13 protein-coding genes are annotated in these 15444 nt (G+C 66.8%); 11 read left to right on the top strand and 2 right to left on the bottom strand.

The window, feature by feature from the left end:
- The first annotated feature begins 170 nt into the window (after nucleotides 1-170).
- Complete coding sequence (locus tag G6032_RS12560) at nucleotides 171-842, top strand: Crp/Fnr family transcriptional regulator (protein WP_165282503.1); 672 nt, start codon at nucleotides 171-173, stop codon at nucleotides 840-842.
- 31 nt (nucleotides 843-873) lie between these two features.
- Here G6032_RS12560 and G6032_RS12555 read toward each other — a convergent pair whose 3' ends face one another.
- Nucleotides 874-1398 carry a DUF937 domain-containing protein gene (locus G6032_RS12555; protein ID WP_165282502.1) on the bottom strand — a complete coding sequence of 175 codons (525 nt, stop codon included), beginning with the start codon at nucleotides 1396-1398 and terminating at the stop codon, nucleotides 874-876.
- A gap of 110 nt (nucleotides 1399-1508) precedes the next feature.
- Between G6032_RS12555 and G6032_RS12550 the strand changes: the two genes are divergently transcribed.
- Nucleotides 1509-2381: a neutral zinc metallopeptidase gene (locus tag G6032_RS12550; protein WP_165282501.1), complete on the top strand. Its 873-nt coding sequence runs from the start codon at nucleotides 1509-1511 to the stop codon at nucleotides 2379-2381.
- Nucleotides 2382-2400: 19 nt separating this feature from the next.
- On the opposite strand, the gene G6032_RS12545 is transcribed toward G6032_RS12550, so the two are convergent.
- Complete coding sequence (locus G6032_RS12545) at nucleotides 2401-3327, bottom strand: hypothetical protein (RefSeq protein WP_165282500.1); 927 nt, start codon at nucleotides 3325-3327, stop codon at nucleotides 2401-2403.
- 123 nt (nucleotides 3328-3450) lie between these two features.
- Between G6032_RS12545 and G6032_RS12540 the strand changes: the two genes are divergently transcribed.
- The 9 genes from G6032_RS12540 to mgtE all read left to right on the top strand — a co-directional run bounded on the left by G6032_RS12540 (nucleotide 3451) and on the right by mgtE (nucleotide 15403).
- Nucleotides 3451-5874: a phosphoketolase family protein gene (locus G6032_RS12540; RefSeq protein WP_206211974.1), complete on the top strand. Its 2424-nt coding sequence runs from the start codon at nucleotides 3451-3453 to the stop codon at nucleotides 5872-5874.
- 167 nt (nucleotides 5875-6041) lie between these two features.
- Entirely contained in the window at nucleotides 6042-7052 is a 1011-nt protein-coding gene (gene pseB / locus G6032_RS12535) for a UDP-N-acetylglucosamine 4,6-dehydratase (inverting) (protein ID WP_165282498.1), read from the top strand.
- 3 nt (nucleotides 7053-7055) lie between these two features.
- A complete protein-coding gene (gene pseC / locus G6032_RS12530; RefSeq protein WP_165282497.1) occupies nucleotides 7056-8216 on the top strand; it encodes a UDP-4-amino-4,6-dideoxy-N-acetyl-beta-L-altrosamine transaminase in 1161 nt (386 codons plus the stop codon).
- Nucleotides 8213-8908, top strand: a complete 696-nt coding sequence (pseF, locus tag G6032_RS12525; RefSeq protein ID WP_165282496.1) for a pseudaminic acid cytidylyltransferase — start codon at nucleotides 8213-8215, stop codon at nucleotides 8906-8908. The genes pseC and pseF overlap by 4 nt, the downstream gene beginning before the upstream one ends.
- Nucleotides 8905-9984, top strand: coding sequence for a UDP-2,4-diacetamido-2,4,6-trideoxy-beta-L-altropyranose hydrolase (gene pseG / locus G6032_RS12520; protein ID WP_165282495.1), 1080 nt, complete (start codon nucleotides 8905-8907; stop codon nucleotides 9982-9984). The genes pseF and pseG overlap by 4 nt, the downstream gene beginning before the upstream one ends.
- A gap of 2 nt (nucleotides 9985-9986) precedes the next feature.
- Entirely contained in the window at nucleotides 9987-10511 is a 525-nt protein-coding gene (locus G6032_RS12515) for a GNAT family protein (RefSeq protein WP_165282494.1), read from the top strand.
- Nucleotides 10512-10523: 12 nt separating this feature from the next.
- Nucleotides 10524-11585, top strand: coding sequence for a pseudaminic acid synthase (gene pseI / locus G6032_RS12510; RefSeq protein ID WP_165282493.1), 1062 nt, complete (start codon nucleotides 10524-10526; stop codon nucleotides 11583-11585).
- Nucleotides 11586-11655: 70 nt separating this feature from the next.
- Nucleotides 11656-13956: a tetratricopeptide repeat protein gene (locus tag G6032_RS12505; RefSeq protein WP_165282492.1), complete on the top strand. Its 2301-nt coding sequence runs from the start codon at nucleotides 11656-11658 to the stop codon at nucleotides 13954-13956.
- Between the two features lie 64 nt (nucleotides 13957-14020).
- Nucleotides 14021-15403, top strand: coding sequence for a magnesium transporter (mgtE, locus tag G6032_RS12500; protein ID WP_165282491.1), 1383 nt, complete (start codon nucleotides 14021-14023; stop codon nucleotides 15401-15403).
- Nucleotides 15404-15444: the final 41 nt, after the last annotated feature.

Raw genomic sequence — 15444 nt, 5'->3', positions numbered from 1 at the left:
TCTCTCCTGTTGTGCCGGAGGCGGCGAAGAACCCGTCCCTGGGTCGCGACCGCCTCCTTGGTAGCGCGGCAAAGTAGCCGAGCGTCCCCGGGCAGATTGTCCGGAAATTGACAAACCGAGGTGTTTCTTCAAATCTTCACGGCAGCTTCACGGCCAGGGACAAGCGATCCATGGAAGATTTGTTGCAGCACGGCTGGTTGTCACGCTGCCCCCGGCGGTTCCAGCAGGCCGTGCTCGAACGGGGGAAAGCACGGCGCTACGCCGCAAGCGAGTTCGTCTTTCATCTCGCCGACGGGCCTGCCGGGGTATTCGGCATCGCCAGCGGCAGCTTCAGCCTGATCGCGGCGACGGAGCGCAACGTGCCGCGCGTCGGGCACGTGATGCATCCCGGCGGGTGGTTCGGTGAAGGTCCGCTGATGAGCGGCGAGCGGCGCCGCCTCGCGGTGCAGGCCTGCACCGCGGGGGAGGTCGTTTGCCTGTCCCTCGAAGAGATCGAAAAGATGTGCAGTGCCACCCCGGCCTGGCATCGCTTATTCGGCTTGCTGGCCTTCGAGAACCTGGCGGTCGCCGCGAGCATCGTCACGGACCTGCAACTGCGCCGCAGCGAGTCACGCCTCGCCGCCGTCCTGTTGCGCGCAGCCGGGCGCACGGTCCTGGCGCCGGACCGGGTGCTTATCCCGGTGAGCCTCAGCCAGGCCGAGCTGGGCGAGATGGCCAACGTGTCGCGCCAGGTCGTGAACGCCACGCTGCGCCGCTGGCAGGCCGCGGGGTGGATCGACCTGCGTTACGGCGAGGTCGTGGTGAACGACCGGGAGCGGCTGCTGGATTGCACCGCGGAGTGAGCGGGAGACCCCAGCCGAGTGGCTAAGGACCTCAGCGCTTGAACTTGCCGAGCATTCCCATGACGTCGTTGAGCGGGTTGCCGTCGCCGTCGGCGTCGAGAATGCCGGCCAGGCCGCCGGCCCGGGATGGGCTCGCGGCCTGCGGTGCGGCAGCGCCTTCCTTGCTCATGTAGCCCGCCACCAGCATGCCGAGCATCGGCAGCATCTTTTTCAGGGAGCTCGGGTCGAGGCCCGTCTGCCCTGCAGCGTTCTGCGCCACAGCGCGACTGACGTCCTTCGAGCCGAAGATCTGGCCGAGCAGCTGGTTGCCCTGTTCCAGGTTGGTCGGCTGGGCGCCGAGCACTTCGTCCATCATGCTGCCGCCGCCCAGTTTGCCGAGCATGCCGAGGAGGTCGTTCGTCCCGCCGGGTTGCGCCTGGGCCTGCTGCTTGAGCCCGCCGAGGATCGCCGGGAGGAGCGCTTCGGCGCCGCTCTGGACCTGGCCCTCGTCGACGCCGATCTCGCGCGCGATGTTCTTGAGTCCGCCCATCTGCTGTAACAATTCCGTGATCTGCATGTCCTGCTCCTTGGGTAATGAGTCGGGCGAGTATAGGGTGATGCATCCCGGAAACAAAAAACCTAGACTCGTGCCGTCCCGGGGCGCGCCCCGGTCAGGGAGGGCAGGGCATGAAATGGAAGGGCCGACGGGGCAGCACGAACGTAGAGGACGTCCGGGGCAGGCGGGTCGTGGCGAGAGCGGGCGGGCTCGGCATGCTGCTCAACCTGGTGGGTCGGACCTTCGGCATGAAGGGCGTCCTGGTGCTCCTGGTGCTCGGCCTCGTCGGCTGGCAGATGGGCCTGCTCGACCCCGCCACGCTCATGGGCGGCAGCCAGGTGAAGGAAACCGCGTACCAGCCGAGTCCGGAGGAGCAGGAACGCTTCGAGTTCGTGCGCGTCGTGCTGGCCGACACCGAGGACATCTGGGCAAGGGAGTTCAAACGTGTCGGCGGCCAGTACCAGGCGCCCGAGCTCGTCGTGTACAGCCGGCAGTACCCCACCGCCTGCGGCATGGGCGATGCGCGCATGGGGCCGTTCTACTGCCCGGCGGACCGGAAAATCTATATCGACCTGACTTTTTACGATGAACTCGCGCGCACCTTCGAGGCGCCGGGGGATTTCGCGCAGGCCTACGTGATAGCTCACGAGGTCGGCCACCACGTGCAGAACCTGCTGGGGATCTCGGGGCAGGTCGCGGCGTTGCGCGGACGACCGGAATACAACCAGCACTCCGTGCGGCTGGAACTTCAGGCGGATTACCTGGCCGGCGTATGGGCCCACCACAACCGCCAATACCTCGAGCGTGGCGACATCGAGGAAGCCATGCAGGCCGCCAACCAGATCGGCGACGATGCCATACAGCTGCGCACGCAGGGCCGGGTGGTGCCGCATGCCTTCACCCACGGCAGTTCCGAGCAACGTATGCGCTGGTTCAGGCGCGGGCTCGAAAGTGGCCGGATCGAGGAGGGAGGCACCTTCGAGATGCCGTTCGAACGTCTTTGAGGCACGCCCGGGTCCGGGGCTACGGACGAATGAACCGGTAGGTGGCCGACCAGGTGACGGTTTCGCCAGGTTCCAGCGTGGCCCGTTTGAACACCTCCGGGCAGAAGCCGTCGGCGTTGGCGAACAGGGCGAAGCGCGCGGGCGCAAAAGAGGCGCGGTAGTCGACGAACGGCCGGCCTTCGACTTGCACTTCGAAACGGTTCGCTCCGGCCGCCACCTGCGGCAGCTCGCTGGCGTAATAGGCTGCCGCACCTGGCGCCAGCGGCGCTGACATCTCGAGCGAGAACGGCGTGCGGCGAAAGCTGGTCTCGGCCTCAGGTAACTCGAAGCCGGTGACGGCGGAGTAGCCCGGACCGATCGCGTCGTCGGCCACGCGGAACCAGTGATGGTTGTAGTGCTCGAAACTCCACGTGGTGGCGCCGGTGTTGCTCAGCGCATATCGAATCAACAGTCCGTCATCGCCCAGCAGTTCATACGATTTCCGATAGTGATAGTCCCCCGCCGCATTCCCCGCGGAGCGCTGGCTGACCGAGATCGATGTTGGGCCGGATGCCACCTCCACGGGAAGCAGGGTGTCGATCGGGTACGGATGGGCGAAACGGTAGTCCTCGGCGGTGTCGCGCAGCAGCCGGCCCACGCCGATCTTCAGGAAGCTCTCGCCCGGGCGCGCGCCGTCGTAACCGAGCACCCCGTCGCCATAAAGGCCGAATTCGTCGCTCAATCCCCACGGCCCCAGGAGCTCCGTGCCATCCAGGGTCACACTGCTCACCACCGCGGTGCGGTCGAAGCGCGGGCCGAACTCCGCCATGAGGCGATCCGTCGCCACGTCGATCTCGATGCGCAGGCCATCGCGAGCCAGCACGTGCACGTCTGCCGCGGCCGCAGACGCTGCTGTTAACAGCGCGGTAACGATTGCGATGGCAGACTTCGGGCGTCGCAAATGCATGATCGGATTCTCCCGGGATGGCAGGTCTTGGTCATTGATTCGGATTATCCGCATGGCCACGGCGGGCGGCTTGCACCATAATCTTTGCTGAAAATGACAGCGCTGTCACGCGAGGACGTTCTCATGAGTTCGACACACGTAGCGCCCCGGCCCCTGTCCGACAAGGAACTCGACCTGCTCGACGCCTGGTGGCGCGCGGCGAACTACCTGTCCGTCGGGCAGATCTACCTGTTCGACAATCCGCTCCTGAAGGAACGGCTCGAGCGCAAGCACATCAAGCCCCGCCTGCTGGGCCACTGGGGCACCTGTCCCGGGCTCAACATGTTGTGCGCGCATCTGAACCGCGTCATCAAGCGCGACGACCTCGACATGATCTACATGATCGGTCCGGGCCACGGCGGGCCGTCCATGGTCGCGCATGCTTATCTCGAGGGCACCTACAGCGAGGTCTATCCCGAGATCAGCCAGGACGCCGAGGGCATGCAGAAGCTGTTCAAGCAGTTCAGCTTCCCCGGCGGCATCCCGAGTCACGTGGCGCCGGAGACCCCGGGCAGCATCCACGAGGGCGGCGAACTCGGCTACGCGCTCAGCCACGCCTTTGGCGCGGCCTTCGACAACCCGGATCTCATCGTGGCCTGCGTGGTGGGCGACGGGGAGGCCGAGACAGGGCCGCTGGCCACCAGCTGGCACAGCAACAAGTTCCTGAACCCGGCGCGCGACGGCTGCGTGCTGCCGATCCTGCACCTCAACGGCTACAAGATCGCCAACCCGTGTTTTCTTGCCCGTATTCCGCGGGAAGAGCTCACCAAGCTGTTCGAAGGCATGGGCTACAAGCCGCATTTCGTCGAGGGCCACGAGCCGCAGGCGGTACACCAGCAGCTCGCCGCCGTGCTCGACACCGTGCTGGCCGAGATCCGGGCCATCCAGGCGAACGCACGAGAGAACGGCGACCTGCGCCGCCCCGCCTGGCCGATGATCGTGTTCCGCACGCCCAAGGGCTGGACCTGCCCGCCGGAGATCGACGGCAAGAAGTGCGAGGACTACTGGCGCAGCCACCAGGTGCCGATGGGCGACATGGACAACGAGTCGCACATCCGCGTGCTCGAAGAATGGATGAAGAGCTACCGGCCGGAGGAACTGTTCGACGAGCAAGGCGGACTCCTGCCGGAGATCGCGGCCCTCGCGCCGGAGGGTGCGCGCCGCATGAGCGCCAATCCGCACGCCAACGGCGGGCTGTTGACGCGTGATCTCAAGCTGCCGGATTACCGCAATTACGCCGTGGACGTGCCCAGGCCCGGCGCGACCATCGCCGAATCGGCCCGGGTGATGGGCACTTACCTGCGCGACGTGATGAAGCGCAACCTCGACAGCAGGAACTTCCGCCTGTTCAGCCCGGACGAGAACAACTCGAACCGCTGGCAGGACGTGCTCGAGGTCACCGACCGCTGCTACATGGCCGAGATCTACCCGGAGGACGCCAACCTCTCGCCGGACGGGCGGGTCATGGAGGTGCTGAGCGAGCACCAGTGCCAGGGCTGGCTCGAGGGCTATCTCTTGACCGGGCGCCACGGGTTCTTTTCCTGCTACGAGGCCTTCATCCACATCATCGACTCGATGTTCAACCAGCACGCCAAGTGGCTGAAGGTGTGCAATCACATCCCGTGGCGCCGTCCGATCCCTTCGCTGAACTACTTCCTCAGCTCGCACGTCTGGCGCCAGGACCACAACGGCCTGAGTCACCAGGACCCGGGCTTCATCGACCACGTGGTCAACAAGAAAGCCGAGGTGATCCGGGTCTACCTCCCGCCCGACGCGAACTGCCTGCTGTCCGTGACGCAGCACTGCCTGAAGAGCCGCAACTACGTGAACGTGGTGGTGGCCGGCAAGCAACCCGCGCCGCAGTGGCTGACGATGGACCAGGCGGTCAAGCACTGCGCCGCCGGGGTGAGCATCTGGGAGTGGGCGAGCAACGACGCGGACAGCGAGCCGGACGTGGTGATGGCCTGTTGCGGCGACGTGCCGACGCTGGAGACGCTGGCGGCGGTGGCGTTGCTGCGCGAGCACCTGCCCGAGATCAAGGTACGCGTCATCAACGTCGTCAACCTGATGAAGCTGCAGCCGCAGGTCGAGCATCCGCACGGCCTCTCGGATCGCGAGTTCGACGCGCTGTTCACGACCGACAAGCCGATCATCTTCGCTTTTCACGGTTACCCGTGGCTGATCCACCGCCTGACCTACCGGCGCAGCAACCACAAGAACCTGCACGTGCGCGGCTACAAGGAGGAGGGCACCACCACCACGCCCTTCGACATGGCGGTGATCAACGATCTCGACCGCTTCCACCTGTGCGAGGACGTGATCGACCGCCTGCCGCAGCTCGGCAGCCGCTCCGCGTATTTCAAGCAGCGCCTGCGCGAGAAGCTGATCGACCACAAGAACTACATCGAGAAGCACGGCGACGACATGCCCGAGATCAGCGGCTGGCGCTGGGGACAGCGCGAGGTCATGGCGACCGCCGGCACCTCGACCGAGGGCGACAACGTATAGGCCACGGCCTTCGTCCAGGCCACCGGATCCGACCCGTGGATGGCGTTCACGGGGTCCGTGGCCGCGGCACAATGCCTCTCGGGGCCCGGTGGGGTCGCGGGGTTTTCTGTTAGAATCCCGCGCTAATCAGTCAGTTGCGTTCCGCACGAGACTGCCAGGGGCTGTTCATGAAAGACCTGCAATCCATCCTGGTGACCGGGGGAACCGGCTCCTTCGGCAAGGCCTTCATAAGGACCGTGCTGGCGCGCCACCCGGACATCAAGCGCCTGGTGGTGTTCTCCCGCGACGAGCTCAAGCAGTTCGAGATGGCCCAGGAGTTCAGCCCGGAGCGCTACCCGGGGCTGCGCTATTTCCTCGGCGACGTGCGCGATGAGGCGCGGCTCAGTCGGGCGCTGGAAGGCATCGACACGGTGGTGCACGCGGCGGCACTCAAGCAGGTGCCGGCGGCGGAGTACAACCCCTTCGAGTTCATCAAGACCAACGTCCTCGGCGCGCAGAACGTGATCGACGCCTGCCTGAACAACGACGTGAAGCGGGTGGTGGCGCTGTCCACCGACAAGGCGGCGGCGCCGATCAATCTCTACGGCGCGACCAAGCTTTGCTCGGACAAGCTGTTCACGGCGGCGAACAACATCAAGGGCTGGCGGGACCTGCGCTTCTCGGTCGTGCGCTACGGCAACGTGATGGGCAGCCGCGGTTCGGTGATCCCGTTTTTCCTGGAAAAGCGCAAGACCGGGGTGCTGCCGATCACTCACGGCGACATGACGCGCTTCAACATCACCCTGCAGGAAGGCGTGGACATGGTGCTGTGGGCGCTGGAGAACGCCCACGGCGGCGAGATCTTCGTCCCCAAGATCCCGAGTTACCGCATCCTCGACGTCGCTGCGGCGATCGGCCCGGATTGCCGCCACGAGGTGCTGGGAATCCGCCCGGGCGAGAAGATCCACGAGGAAATGATCACCTCCAGCGACAGCTTCTACACGGTGGATCTCGGCGATTACTACGCGATCCTGTCGCCCACGGGCGCGCTCGGCGTGGAAGCCTATTGCGAGCGATTTGGCGGCACGCCGGTCGAACCGGGCTACGCCTACAACAGCGGCGCCAATCCGGAGTTTCTCAGCGTCGAGCAGCTCCGCGCCCTGGTCCGGGAGCACATCGATCCGGATTTCGCGGTCTAGGCCGTGATCCCCTACGGCCGCCAGGACATCACCGACGCCGACATCGACGCGGTCGTCGCGGTGCTGCGCTCCGACTGGCTGACCCAGGGCCCGATGGTGCCGCGTTTCGAAGCAGCCGTGGCCGGCTACACGGGTGCGGGACACGCGGTGGCGGTGAACAGCGCGACCAGCGCCCTGCATATCGCCTGTCTCGCACTCGACCTGGGGCCCGGCGACCTGCTCTGGACCAGCCCGGTCACTTTCGTGGCGTCGGCCAACTGTGCGCTGTACTGCGGAGCGGACGTGGATTTCGTCGATATCGATCCGCGCAGCTACAACATGAGCCCGGTCGCGCTCGAGGCGAAGTTGCAGGCCGCCGAGCAGGCGGGCCGCCTGCCGAAGATCGTCGTGCCGGTGCACCTGTGCGGCCAGTCCTGCGACATGGCGGCGATCCGTGCGCTGGCCGATCGCTACGGCTTTCGCATCATCGAGGACGCCTCGCACGCGATCGGCGGGCGCTACCGCGATGCGCCCGTCGGCGACTGCCGCTACAGCGACATCACCGTGTTCAGTTTCCACCCGGTGAAGATCATCACCACCGCCGAGGGCGGCATGGCGCTGAGCAACGACGCCGAGCTCGCGGCGCGCATGGAAATGCTGCGCAGCCACGGCATCACGCGTGACGCCGCCAGGATGTCTCGCCCCCCCGACGGGCCGTGGTACTACGAGCAGCAGGCGCTCGGTTTGAACTACCGCCTGACCGACCTGCAGGCGGCGCTCGGCCTCAGCCAGGTGCACAGGCTGGACGACTATGTCGCCCGGCGGCATGCGCTGGCGGCCCGCTACGATGCGTTGCTCGCAGGGCTGCCGGTGACGCGACCCTGGCAGCACCCGGACAGCTATTCGGGGCTCCATCTATACGTCATCCGGATCGAAGGCGGCGGCGATGGCGAGCGCCGGCGCAGCGTGTTCGAGGGACTGCGCACGCGGGGGATCGGCGTGAACGTCCACTACATCCCGGTCCATCTCCAGCCCTATTACCGCGCACTCGGCTTCGCCCCGGGCGACTTCCCGAACGCCGAAGCCTATTACGCCGAGGCCATCAGCCTGCCCATGTACCCGACGCTGAGCGAGTCGGAGCAGGACCAGGTGGTCGCCGCGTTGCGCGAGGCGCTGGCTGGATGAAGCTGGCCGTCATCCCGGCACGCGGCGGCAGCAAGCGCATCCCGCGCAAGAACATCCGGGCGTTCTGCGGCAAGCCGATCATCGCGTGGTCGATCGAGGCGGCGCTGCGCTCGGGATGCTTCGACCGGGTGATCGTGTCCACCGATGACGCCGGGATCGCGGAGGTCGCGCGGGCCCACGGGGCCGAGGTGCCGTTCATACGACCTGTGGCGTTGTCCGACGACCACACGCCGACCGTGCCGGTGATCGCGCATGCCATCCGGTGGTGCGAGGCCGAGGCCGATGCTCGCGCGATCGAGGCGGCGTGCTGCATCTACGCGACGGCGCCGTTCTGCCGGGCGGAGGATCTCCGCGCGGGCGAGGAGATCCTGATGCAGGAGAGCGTGGACTACGCTTTTCCGGTGGTGAGCTACGGGTTCCCGATCCAGCGCGCATTGCGTATCACCACCGACGGCCATGTCGCGATGTTCCAGCCCGAACATGCCGCCACGCGCTCGCAGGACCTCGAGCCCGCTTATCACGACGCGGGGCAGTGGTACTGGGGCAAGCGCGCGGCGTGGCTGTCGGAGCGGCCGATCTTTTCACCGGCGTCGCGTCCGCTCGTCCTCCCGGCGGAGCGCGTGCAGGACATCGATACGCCGGAGGACTGGGCGCGCGCCGAGCTCATGTTCCAGGTGCTGGCAAGACGATGAGCCCGGGCTCGACGCCCCGCATCGTGTTCCGCGCCGACGCCTCGCTGGAGATCGGCACCGGGCACGTGATGCGTTGCCTGACGCTTGCGGACGTGTTGCGCGAGCGGGGCGCCAGCTGCGAATTCGTGTGCCGGGCGCTGCCGGGCGACCGGATAGAGGAGATTCGCCGGCGCGGGTTCGACGTCCGGGCGGGAGACGAACCCCGTGCGGCCGGCAGCCCGCGGGCGGACTGGCTGGTGGTCGATCACTACGGCCTCGATCGAGACTGGGAACAATCGCTGCGCTCCGCCGCGGACCGGATCATGGTCATCGACGACCTTGCGGACCGGCCCCACGATTGCGACCTGCTCCTCGACCAGAATCTCGGCAGCACGCCGGGAGACTACGACAGGCTCGTGCCGCTGGGCTGCGAGCTGTTGTGCGGGCCGAAGTTCGCCTTGTTGCGCCCGGAATTCGCCGCGCTTCGGGCGGACGGCCTCGAGCAACGCCGGGCGCGCCGCGCCGGGTCCCCTGTCACGCGCGTGCTCGTGAGCATGGGTGGCGTGGACAGGGACAATGCGACCGGGCGGGTGCTGGAGGTGCTCGGCGCCGCCACGCTTCGGGGCGAAGTCGAGGTGACCGTCGTGATGGGCGGGGCGGCGCCCTGGATCGGGCAGGTGCGAGCGCAGGCCGAAGTGCTGCCGTTTCCGGTCGAGGTCGCCGTGGACGTGGGAGACATGGCGGTGCGCATGGCGGCGAGCGATTTCAGCATCGGCGCAGCCGGCAGCACCTCGTGGGAACGTTGCTGCATGGGCTTGCCGAGCGCGCTGGTGGTGCTCGCGGACAACCAGGTGAAACTGTGCCGCGAACTGGTCGGCGCGGGCGCCGCCTTCGCCCTGGGTGGCCCGGAAGAAGTCGCCGCGACGCTCCCTCCGGTGCTTGGTACGATTTGGACTGAACCGCAGCGCCTCGCCGATATGTCGGCGGCGGCCGCAGCGATCTGCGACGGGCTTGGCACCCGGCGGGTGGCGGACCGGCTGCTGGCGACGCACGGCGGGCGCGACGCCCCGGGATCCGGCACCTGGAGAAGAGATTGACCGTGGACATCCATTTGCGACCCCTCGCAGCGGACGACTTCGATGCTGAGCTCGTCGGCTGGTACGCCAACGACGACGGGCATCTCGACTTCTTCACCGGCAGTGGCCGGGTCTTCGATCGTGACACCCTGGTGAAGGACTTCGAACTGGGGCGCGACACCGGGCGGTGGTTCTACTACCTTATCGAGACGGCGGGGGCCGAGCGCGTCGGCACCCTCAAGATCGGGCCGATCGATGTGCGCAACAAGACCGCGGACCTGGTGGCGTTGATCGGCAACCGCGATTTTCTCGGCCAGGGCCTGGCGACGCGGGCCATCGCGCTCGGCAATGCGCTGGCCTTCGAGCGACACGACGTGCGGCGGCTGCACAGCGGCATCTTCGCCACCAACGTCGCGGCGATCAAGGCTTACACGCGCGCCGGATGGTTCGTGGAGGCGACCATGAAGGGATACTACCTGCGCGACGGGCAACCCGTGGACCGCGTCTGCGTGGCCTGTCTCAACCCGAAGTATTTTCCGGACAGCTGATGGAGCTGCGCAATGCCCAGTGAATTCGCCATCGCGGGACGGGCCATCGGCCCGGATCATGCGCCGTACGTGATCGCGGAGGTTTCCGCCAATCACAACGGCCGGCTGGACGCGGCCATGAAGATGATCGAGGTGGCGAGCCAGTCCGGGGCCGACGCGGTGAAGCTGCAGACCTATCGGCCCGACACGATCACGCTCGACTCCGACGCCGAAGAGTTCCGTATTCGCGGCGGTCTGTGGGATGGGCGGACGCTCTACGAGTTGTACGAGGAGGCGCATACCCCCTGGGAGTGGCACGCGCCGCTGTTCGAGCATGCGCGCAAGCTCGGCATCACGATCTTCAGTTCGCCCTTCGACACGACGGCCGTCGACCTGCTCGAGGACCTGGATGCGCCGGCGTACAAGATCGCCTCTTTCGAGGCGGTGGACCTGCCCCTGATCCGCTACGTGGCGGCGACCGGCAAGCCCATGATCATCTCCACCGGGATGGCCGACGCCGGGGAAATCGGCGAGGCGGTCGAGACGGCACGCTCGGGCGGTTGCCGACAGCTGGCGCTCCTGCATTGCGTGAGCGGCTACCCGGCGCCTGCGGCCGACTACAACCTGCGCACCCTGGCGGACATGAGCGAGCGCTTCGGCGTCGTGATCGGCCTGTCCGACCATACGCTCGACAACGCCACGGCGATCGCCAGCGTGGCGCTCGGCGCCTCGATCATCGAGAAGCATTTCACGCTGGATCGCCAGGGCGGCGGGCCGGACGACAGCTTCTCGCTCGAGCCCGCCGAACTCGAGGCACTGGTCCGCGGTGCGCATACCGCATGGGAAGCGCTGGGGCAGGTGGATTATGGCCGCAAGTCCAGCGAGCAGGGGAACGTCCAGTTCCGCCGCTCCCTGTATTTCGTCAAGAACCTCGCGGCGGGCGAGACCATCACCGCGGATGCGGTACGCAGCGTGCGGCCGGGATACGGCCTGGCGCCGAAATTTTTCGAGGCCGTGGTGGGAAAGCGGGTCATCCAGGACGTGGCCAGCGGCGAAGCGGTGAAGTGGGACGCGATCGAAGGCGCGTCACGGTAGAATCGTTTGGGACTGCGGTGCAGCGAAAAGTGAACTCGCCAGCGCGGATCCTGGCCCACGGGGAGGTCGCATGAGCAACGGCATCACGAAGGACTTGATGGAGCGGCGGGTGCCGCAGTACCTCGCGGCCTATCTCGCGGGGTCGTGGATCCTCGTCGAGTTCTTCGCGTTCCTCGAGGAGCGCTTCCTGCTGTCGCCGCACCTCACGAACTTGGTGCTGCTGCTCCTTCTGCTGATGCTCCCGAGCGTCGCGCTGTTCACCTATTTCCACGGCAGGCGAGGCCCGGACCGCTGGCAACGGGTCGAGAAAGTGTTCATCCCGCTGAACGCGGTGGTAACCGTTGGTGTGCTCGCCGCCCTGTTCGCGGGCCGCGACCTGGGCGCGATGACCACGACGGTGACGGTCGAGGGTCCGGACGGGACCCCAGTCGAGCGCACCGTGGCGAAGAGCGAGTTTCGCAAGGGCGTCGTGCTGTTCCCGTTCGCTCTCGTCAAGGAGGACGCGGACGCCCAGGCGCTTGGGACCGGCGTACTGAACGTCCTCGCCGTCGACCTGGTCCAGGACAGTTTCATCGACGCCCGGACCCCGGCGACGTACCGGGACAAGGCGCGCAACGCCGGCTACGAGGTCACGGAGGTACCCCGTCCCCTGAGACGCCGCATCACCCGCGAACTCAACATCGATCACTTCCTGGACGGCAAATTCTCTTACGATGGCGCCATTTTCCGGCTGTCTCTCCTGCTGCACGACGCCGAGCGCGGCGGCGTGGTCGCCGCGCATGACTATGAGAACGAGGACCTGATGGCGCTCATCGACGCAGCCGCCATACAGCTGCGCAAGGATCTCGGCCTGCCCGCCAGGTACATCGAGGAGACCCTCGACCTGCCTGCCCGTGATCACGCCACGGCTTCGATCGAGGCGTTGCAGGCCTATGGATATGGCGACCTCGCCGTGCTCGAGCAGGATGATTTCCAGGCGGCGCGCGAGGCAATGCAGCGTGCGACGGATCTCGACCCGACCTACGCCGTCGCGGGGTTCCAGCTCTACCGCCTGAACATCCTCATCGGGGACGTTGCTGCCGCCACCGATGCCATTCGCAACGTGATGGATCATGTCTATCGCATGCCGGAGCGCTTCCAGTTCGCCGTGCGCGCCGAGTGGTACGCCATGCAACAGGACCTGCCGAAAGCATTTGCCGTGTATGAAATGTGGGCCGAACTCTACCCGCAGGATCTCGATGCGCAGCTCTACAGTGCCCAGGTCCGGACCTTCCAGGGCGACCGGGAAGGGGCGCTGGCGGCCTTCGAGAAGGCACTCGACCTCGATCCCACGCGACTGGATATCATCGAGCATGTCGGGGACCTGAACGAACAGCTCGGCAAGCCGGACGCAGCGCGCTCGGCCTACGAGCAAATGATCGAGGCGCAACCGGGGAACGAGACGGGCCTGGTCCGCCTGGCCAGGCTGGAGAACCGCGTCGGCAACCATGACGAGGCACGTGCGCTTTTCGAACGCGCGTCGCTGATGGATCCCGGGAACGTGGGCATCATCAACGGTCTCGCCGATCTGTATGCCGATACGGGCGAGTTCGATGCGGCCGAGGCGGCCTACGAACGAGCGCTCGCCGGAGCGAAGACGCCGCAGCAGCGCTGGGAAGTGCTTCGCGCGTTGCGGAGCTACCACGCTTATCGAGGCGCCTACAGTCGCGCTCTCGACTACCAGTTGCAGGGAGAAGCCGCGGCAGCGGTCTTCCAGCCACCGCTGCCCCAGGTCCAGCTCCAGCTGATGGGATTGCGCACCTATGTTCATGCCGGCCAGGCCGAAACGGCACTGGAGCGGCTGGAGGCACTGAGCAGTCAGCTCCAGGCGCCCATGGACGCCCTGGCGCCGATCGGGCGGGTCGCCGTCCACGAGGCGATAGGGGATGCGGAGGCGCTGGCGCTTGCGCTGGACGATGCAAGGGCGATGCTGGAGCGCACGGGACTGAACTCGCTGCAGCGGGATATCGTGTTCGGGCAGGGCCGGCTGCACGAGATACGCGGCGAATGGGAGGCGGCAATCGCCGCCTACGAGGAGGAGCGCCGCCTGTCGCCGACGGATACCGAGATCCCTCTTCAGCTGGGCCGCGTCTATCGCGCCAAGGGAGACCTGGAAGCCGCCGAGCGGCACCTCCGGGAGACGCTCACGGCACAGCCATCGAACGGCCGGGCCAACTACGAGCTGGCCCTCGTCCACGAGGCACGCGGGCGCAATGCCAAGGCCATCGAGCACCTCGAGCGTGCCATGGACACCTGGGCGCCTGCGGACGAAGCTTACGCATATCCGGCCCGTGCCAGGCAGAAGCTGGCGGAGCTCAACAACGCGCGCTGAAGTTCCACGCTGCCGGGCACGTCCGCGTAAGATAGCGGGGCCACGCCCGGGAGATCGAGAGCCGATGCAGACCACGGAACAAACCGAGGACGTCGCCGAAGTCCTCGAGGAAATCACCCCTGAGCAGTGGCAGGTCATCCGCGCCGCCCTGGAGGCGGAGGATGCGGTCGCGCTGAAAGAGGCGCTCGCGCCGGTCCACCCGGCGGACATCGCCGACCTGCTCGAACAGGTCGACACGGACCAGCGCTCGAGGTTCCTCCGGCTCTATGCCGCCGAGTTCGAGGGCGAGATCCTCTCCGAGATCGACGAGTCGATCCGCGAAGAGGTCATCGAGGTCCTGCCGCCCGAGGTGCTCGCCGAAGCGGTGCGCGAGCTCGACTCCGACGATCTCGTCGACATCCTCGAGGATCTCGAGCAGCCCGAACGGGACTTCATCCTGCGTTCGCTGGAGAAGAAAGACCGCGCGGCCGTGCAGAGCGCCATGGCATGGCCCGAAAGCTCGGCCGGCCGCCTCATGCAATGGGAGACGGTCACGGCGCCGCAGGATTTCAACGTCGGCGAGATGATCGACTACCTGCGTTCCGCGGAGTGGCTGCCCGACCAGTTCTACCACATCATCCTGGTGGACGCGGAAGGCAAGCCGACCGGCTACGTGACGCTCGGCCGGGTGCTGGCTTCGCGGCGGGACGTCGCCCTGGTGGACATCGCGGAAGAGAGCTTTCGCACGGTCAAGGCGACCGAGGACGAGGCCGAGGTCGCGCACCTGTTCAACAAGTACCACCTGATCTCGATGCCTGTCGTCGACGAGGCGGAGCGTCTCGTCGGGGTCATCACCATCGATGACGCCATGAACGTGCTCGACGAGGAGCACGAGGAAGATATCCTGCGCCTGGCCGGCGTGAGCGAGGAGAGTTCGCTCAGCGACCCGATCTGGGACACGACGCGCGGGCGCTTCGTCTGGCTGTTCATCAACCTGCTGACCGCCATCTTCGCCTCCTTCGTGATCTCGATGTTCGAGGCCGAGATCGACGCCCTGGTGGCGCTGGCCGTGCTGATGCCGATCGTGGCCTCGATGGGCGGGAACGCCGGGACTCAGTCCATGACCGTGGCGGTGCGCGCCCTGGCCACGCGCGAACTCACCGGGAAGAATGCCCGGCGGGTGCTGTGGCGCGAGGTCGTCGTGGGCGTGCTGAACGGCTGCGCCTTCGGCATCATCATGTCGCTCGTCGCCGGGTTCTGGTTCGGCCTGCCGATGCTCGCGCTGGTCATCGCCGTGGCAATGATGCTGACCCTTGCGGCTGCGGCCTTCGCCGGGATCGTGCTGCCGCTGGCGCTCGACAGGATGGGCGTCGACCCGGCACTGGCCTCCGGTCCCTTCGTCACGACGGTCACCGACGTGGTGGGCTTTTTCGCCTTCCTGGGACTCGCCTCACTGGTGCTGTTGTAAGGCGGGCGAACCGCCCGCCGGGCGATGGCTGTTGCGACTGA

This window comes from Wenzhouxiangella sp. XN24 (assembly GCF_011064545.1).
In the GTDB taxonomy this organism is placed as follows: domain Bacteria; phylum Pseudomonadota; class Gammaproteobacteria; order Steroidobacterales; family XN24; genus XN24.
Note: the sequence above shows the minus strand (reverse complement) of the source record. Positions and strands in the feature narration are given on the sequence as shown.

Bases quoted from the DNA above. Each gene is read 5' to 3' on its own strand.
- G6032_RS12560 (WP_165282503.1), top strand. From the start codon at position 171: ATGGAAGATTTGTTGCAGCACGGCTGGTTGTCACGCTGCCCCCGGCGG.
- G6032_RS12555 (WP_165282502.1), bottom strand. From the start codon at position 1,398: ATGCAGATCACGGAATTGTTACAGCAGATGGGCGGACTCAAGAACATC.
- G6032_RS12550 (WP_165282501.1), top strand. From the start codon at position 1,509: ATGAAATGGAAGGGCCGACGGGGCAGCACGAACGTAGAGGACGTCCGG.
- G6032_RS12545 (WP_165282500.1), bottom strand. From the start codon at position 3,327: ATGCATTTGCGACGCCCGAAGTCTGCCATCGCAATCGTTACCGCGCTG.
- G6032_RS12540 (WP_206211974.1), top strand. From the start codon at position 3,451: ATGAGTTCGACACACGTAGCGCCCCGGCCCCTGTCCGACAAGGAACTC.
- pseB (WP_165282498.1), top strand. From the start codon at position 6,042: ATGAAAGACCTGCAATCCATCCTGGTGACCGGGGGAACCGGCTCCTTC.
- pseF (WP_165282496.1), top strand. From the start codon at position 8,213: ATGAAGCTGGCCGTCATCCCGGCACGCGGCGGCAGCAAGCGCATCCCG.
- pseG (WP_165282495.1), top strand. From the start codon at position 8,905: ATGAGCCCGGGCTCGACGCCCCGCATCGTGTTCCGCGCCGACGCCTCG.
- pseI (WP_165282493.1), top strand. From the start codon at position 10,524: ATGCCCAGTGAATTCGCCATCGCGGGACGGGCCATCGGCCCGGATCAT.
- G6032_RS12505 (WP_165282492.1), top strand. From the start codon at position 11,656: ATGAGCAACGGCATCACGAAGGACTTGATGGAGCGGCGGGTGCCGCAG.
- mgtE (WP_165282491.1), top strand. From the start codon at position 14,021: ATGCAGACCACGGAACAAACCGAGGACGTCGCCGAAGTCCTCGAGGAA.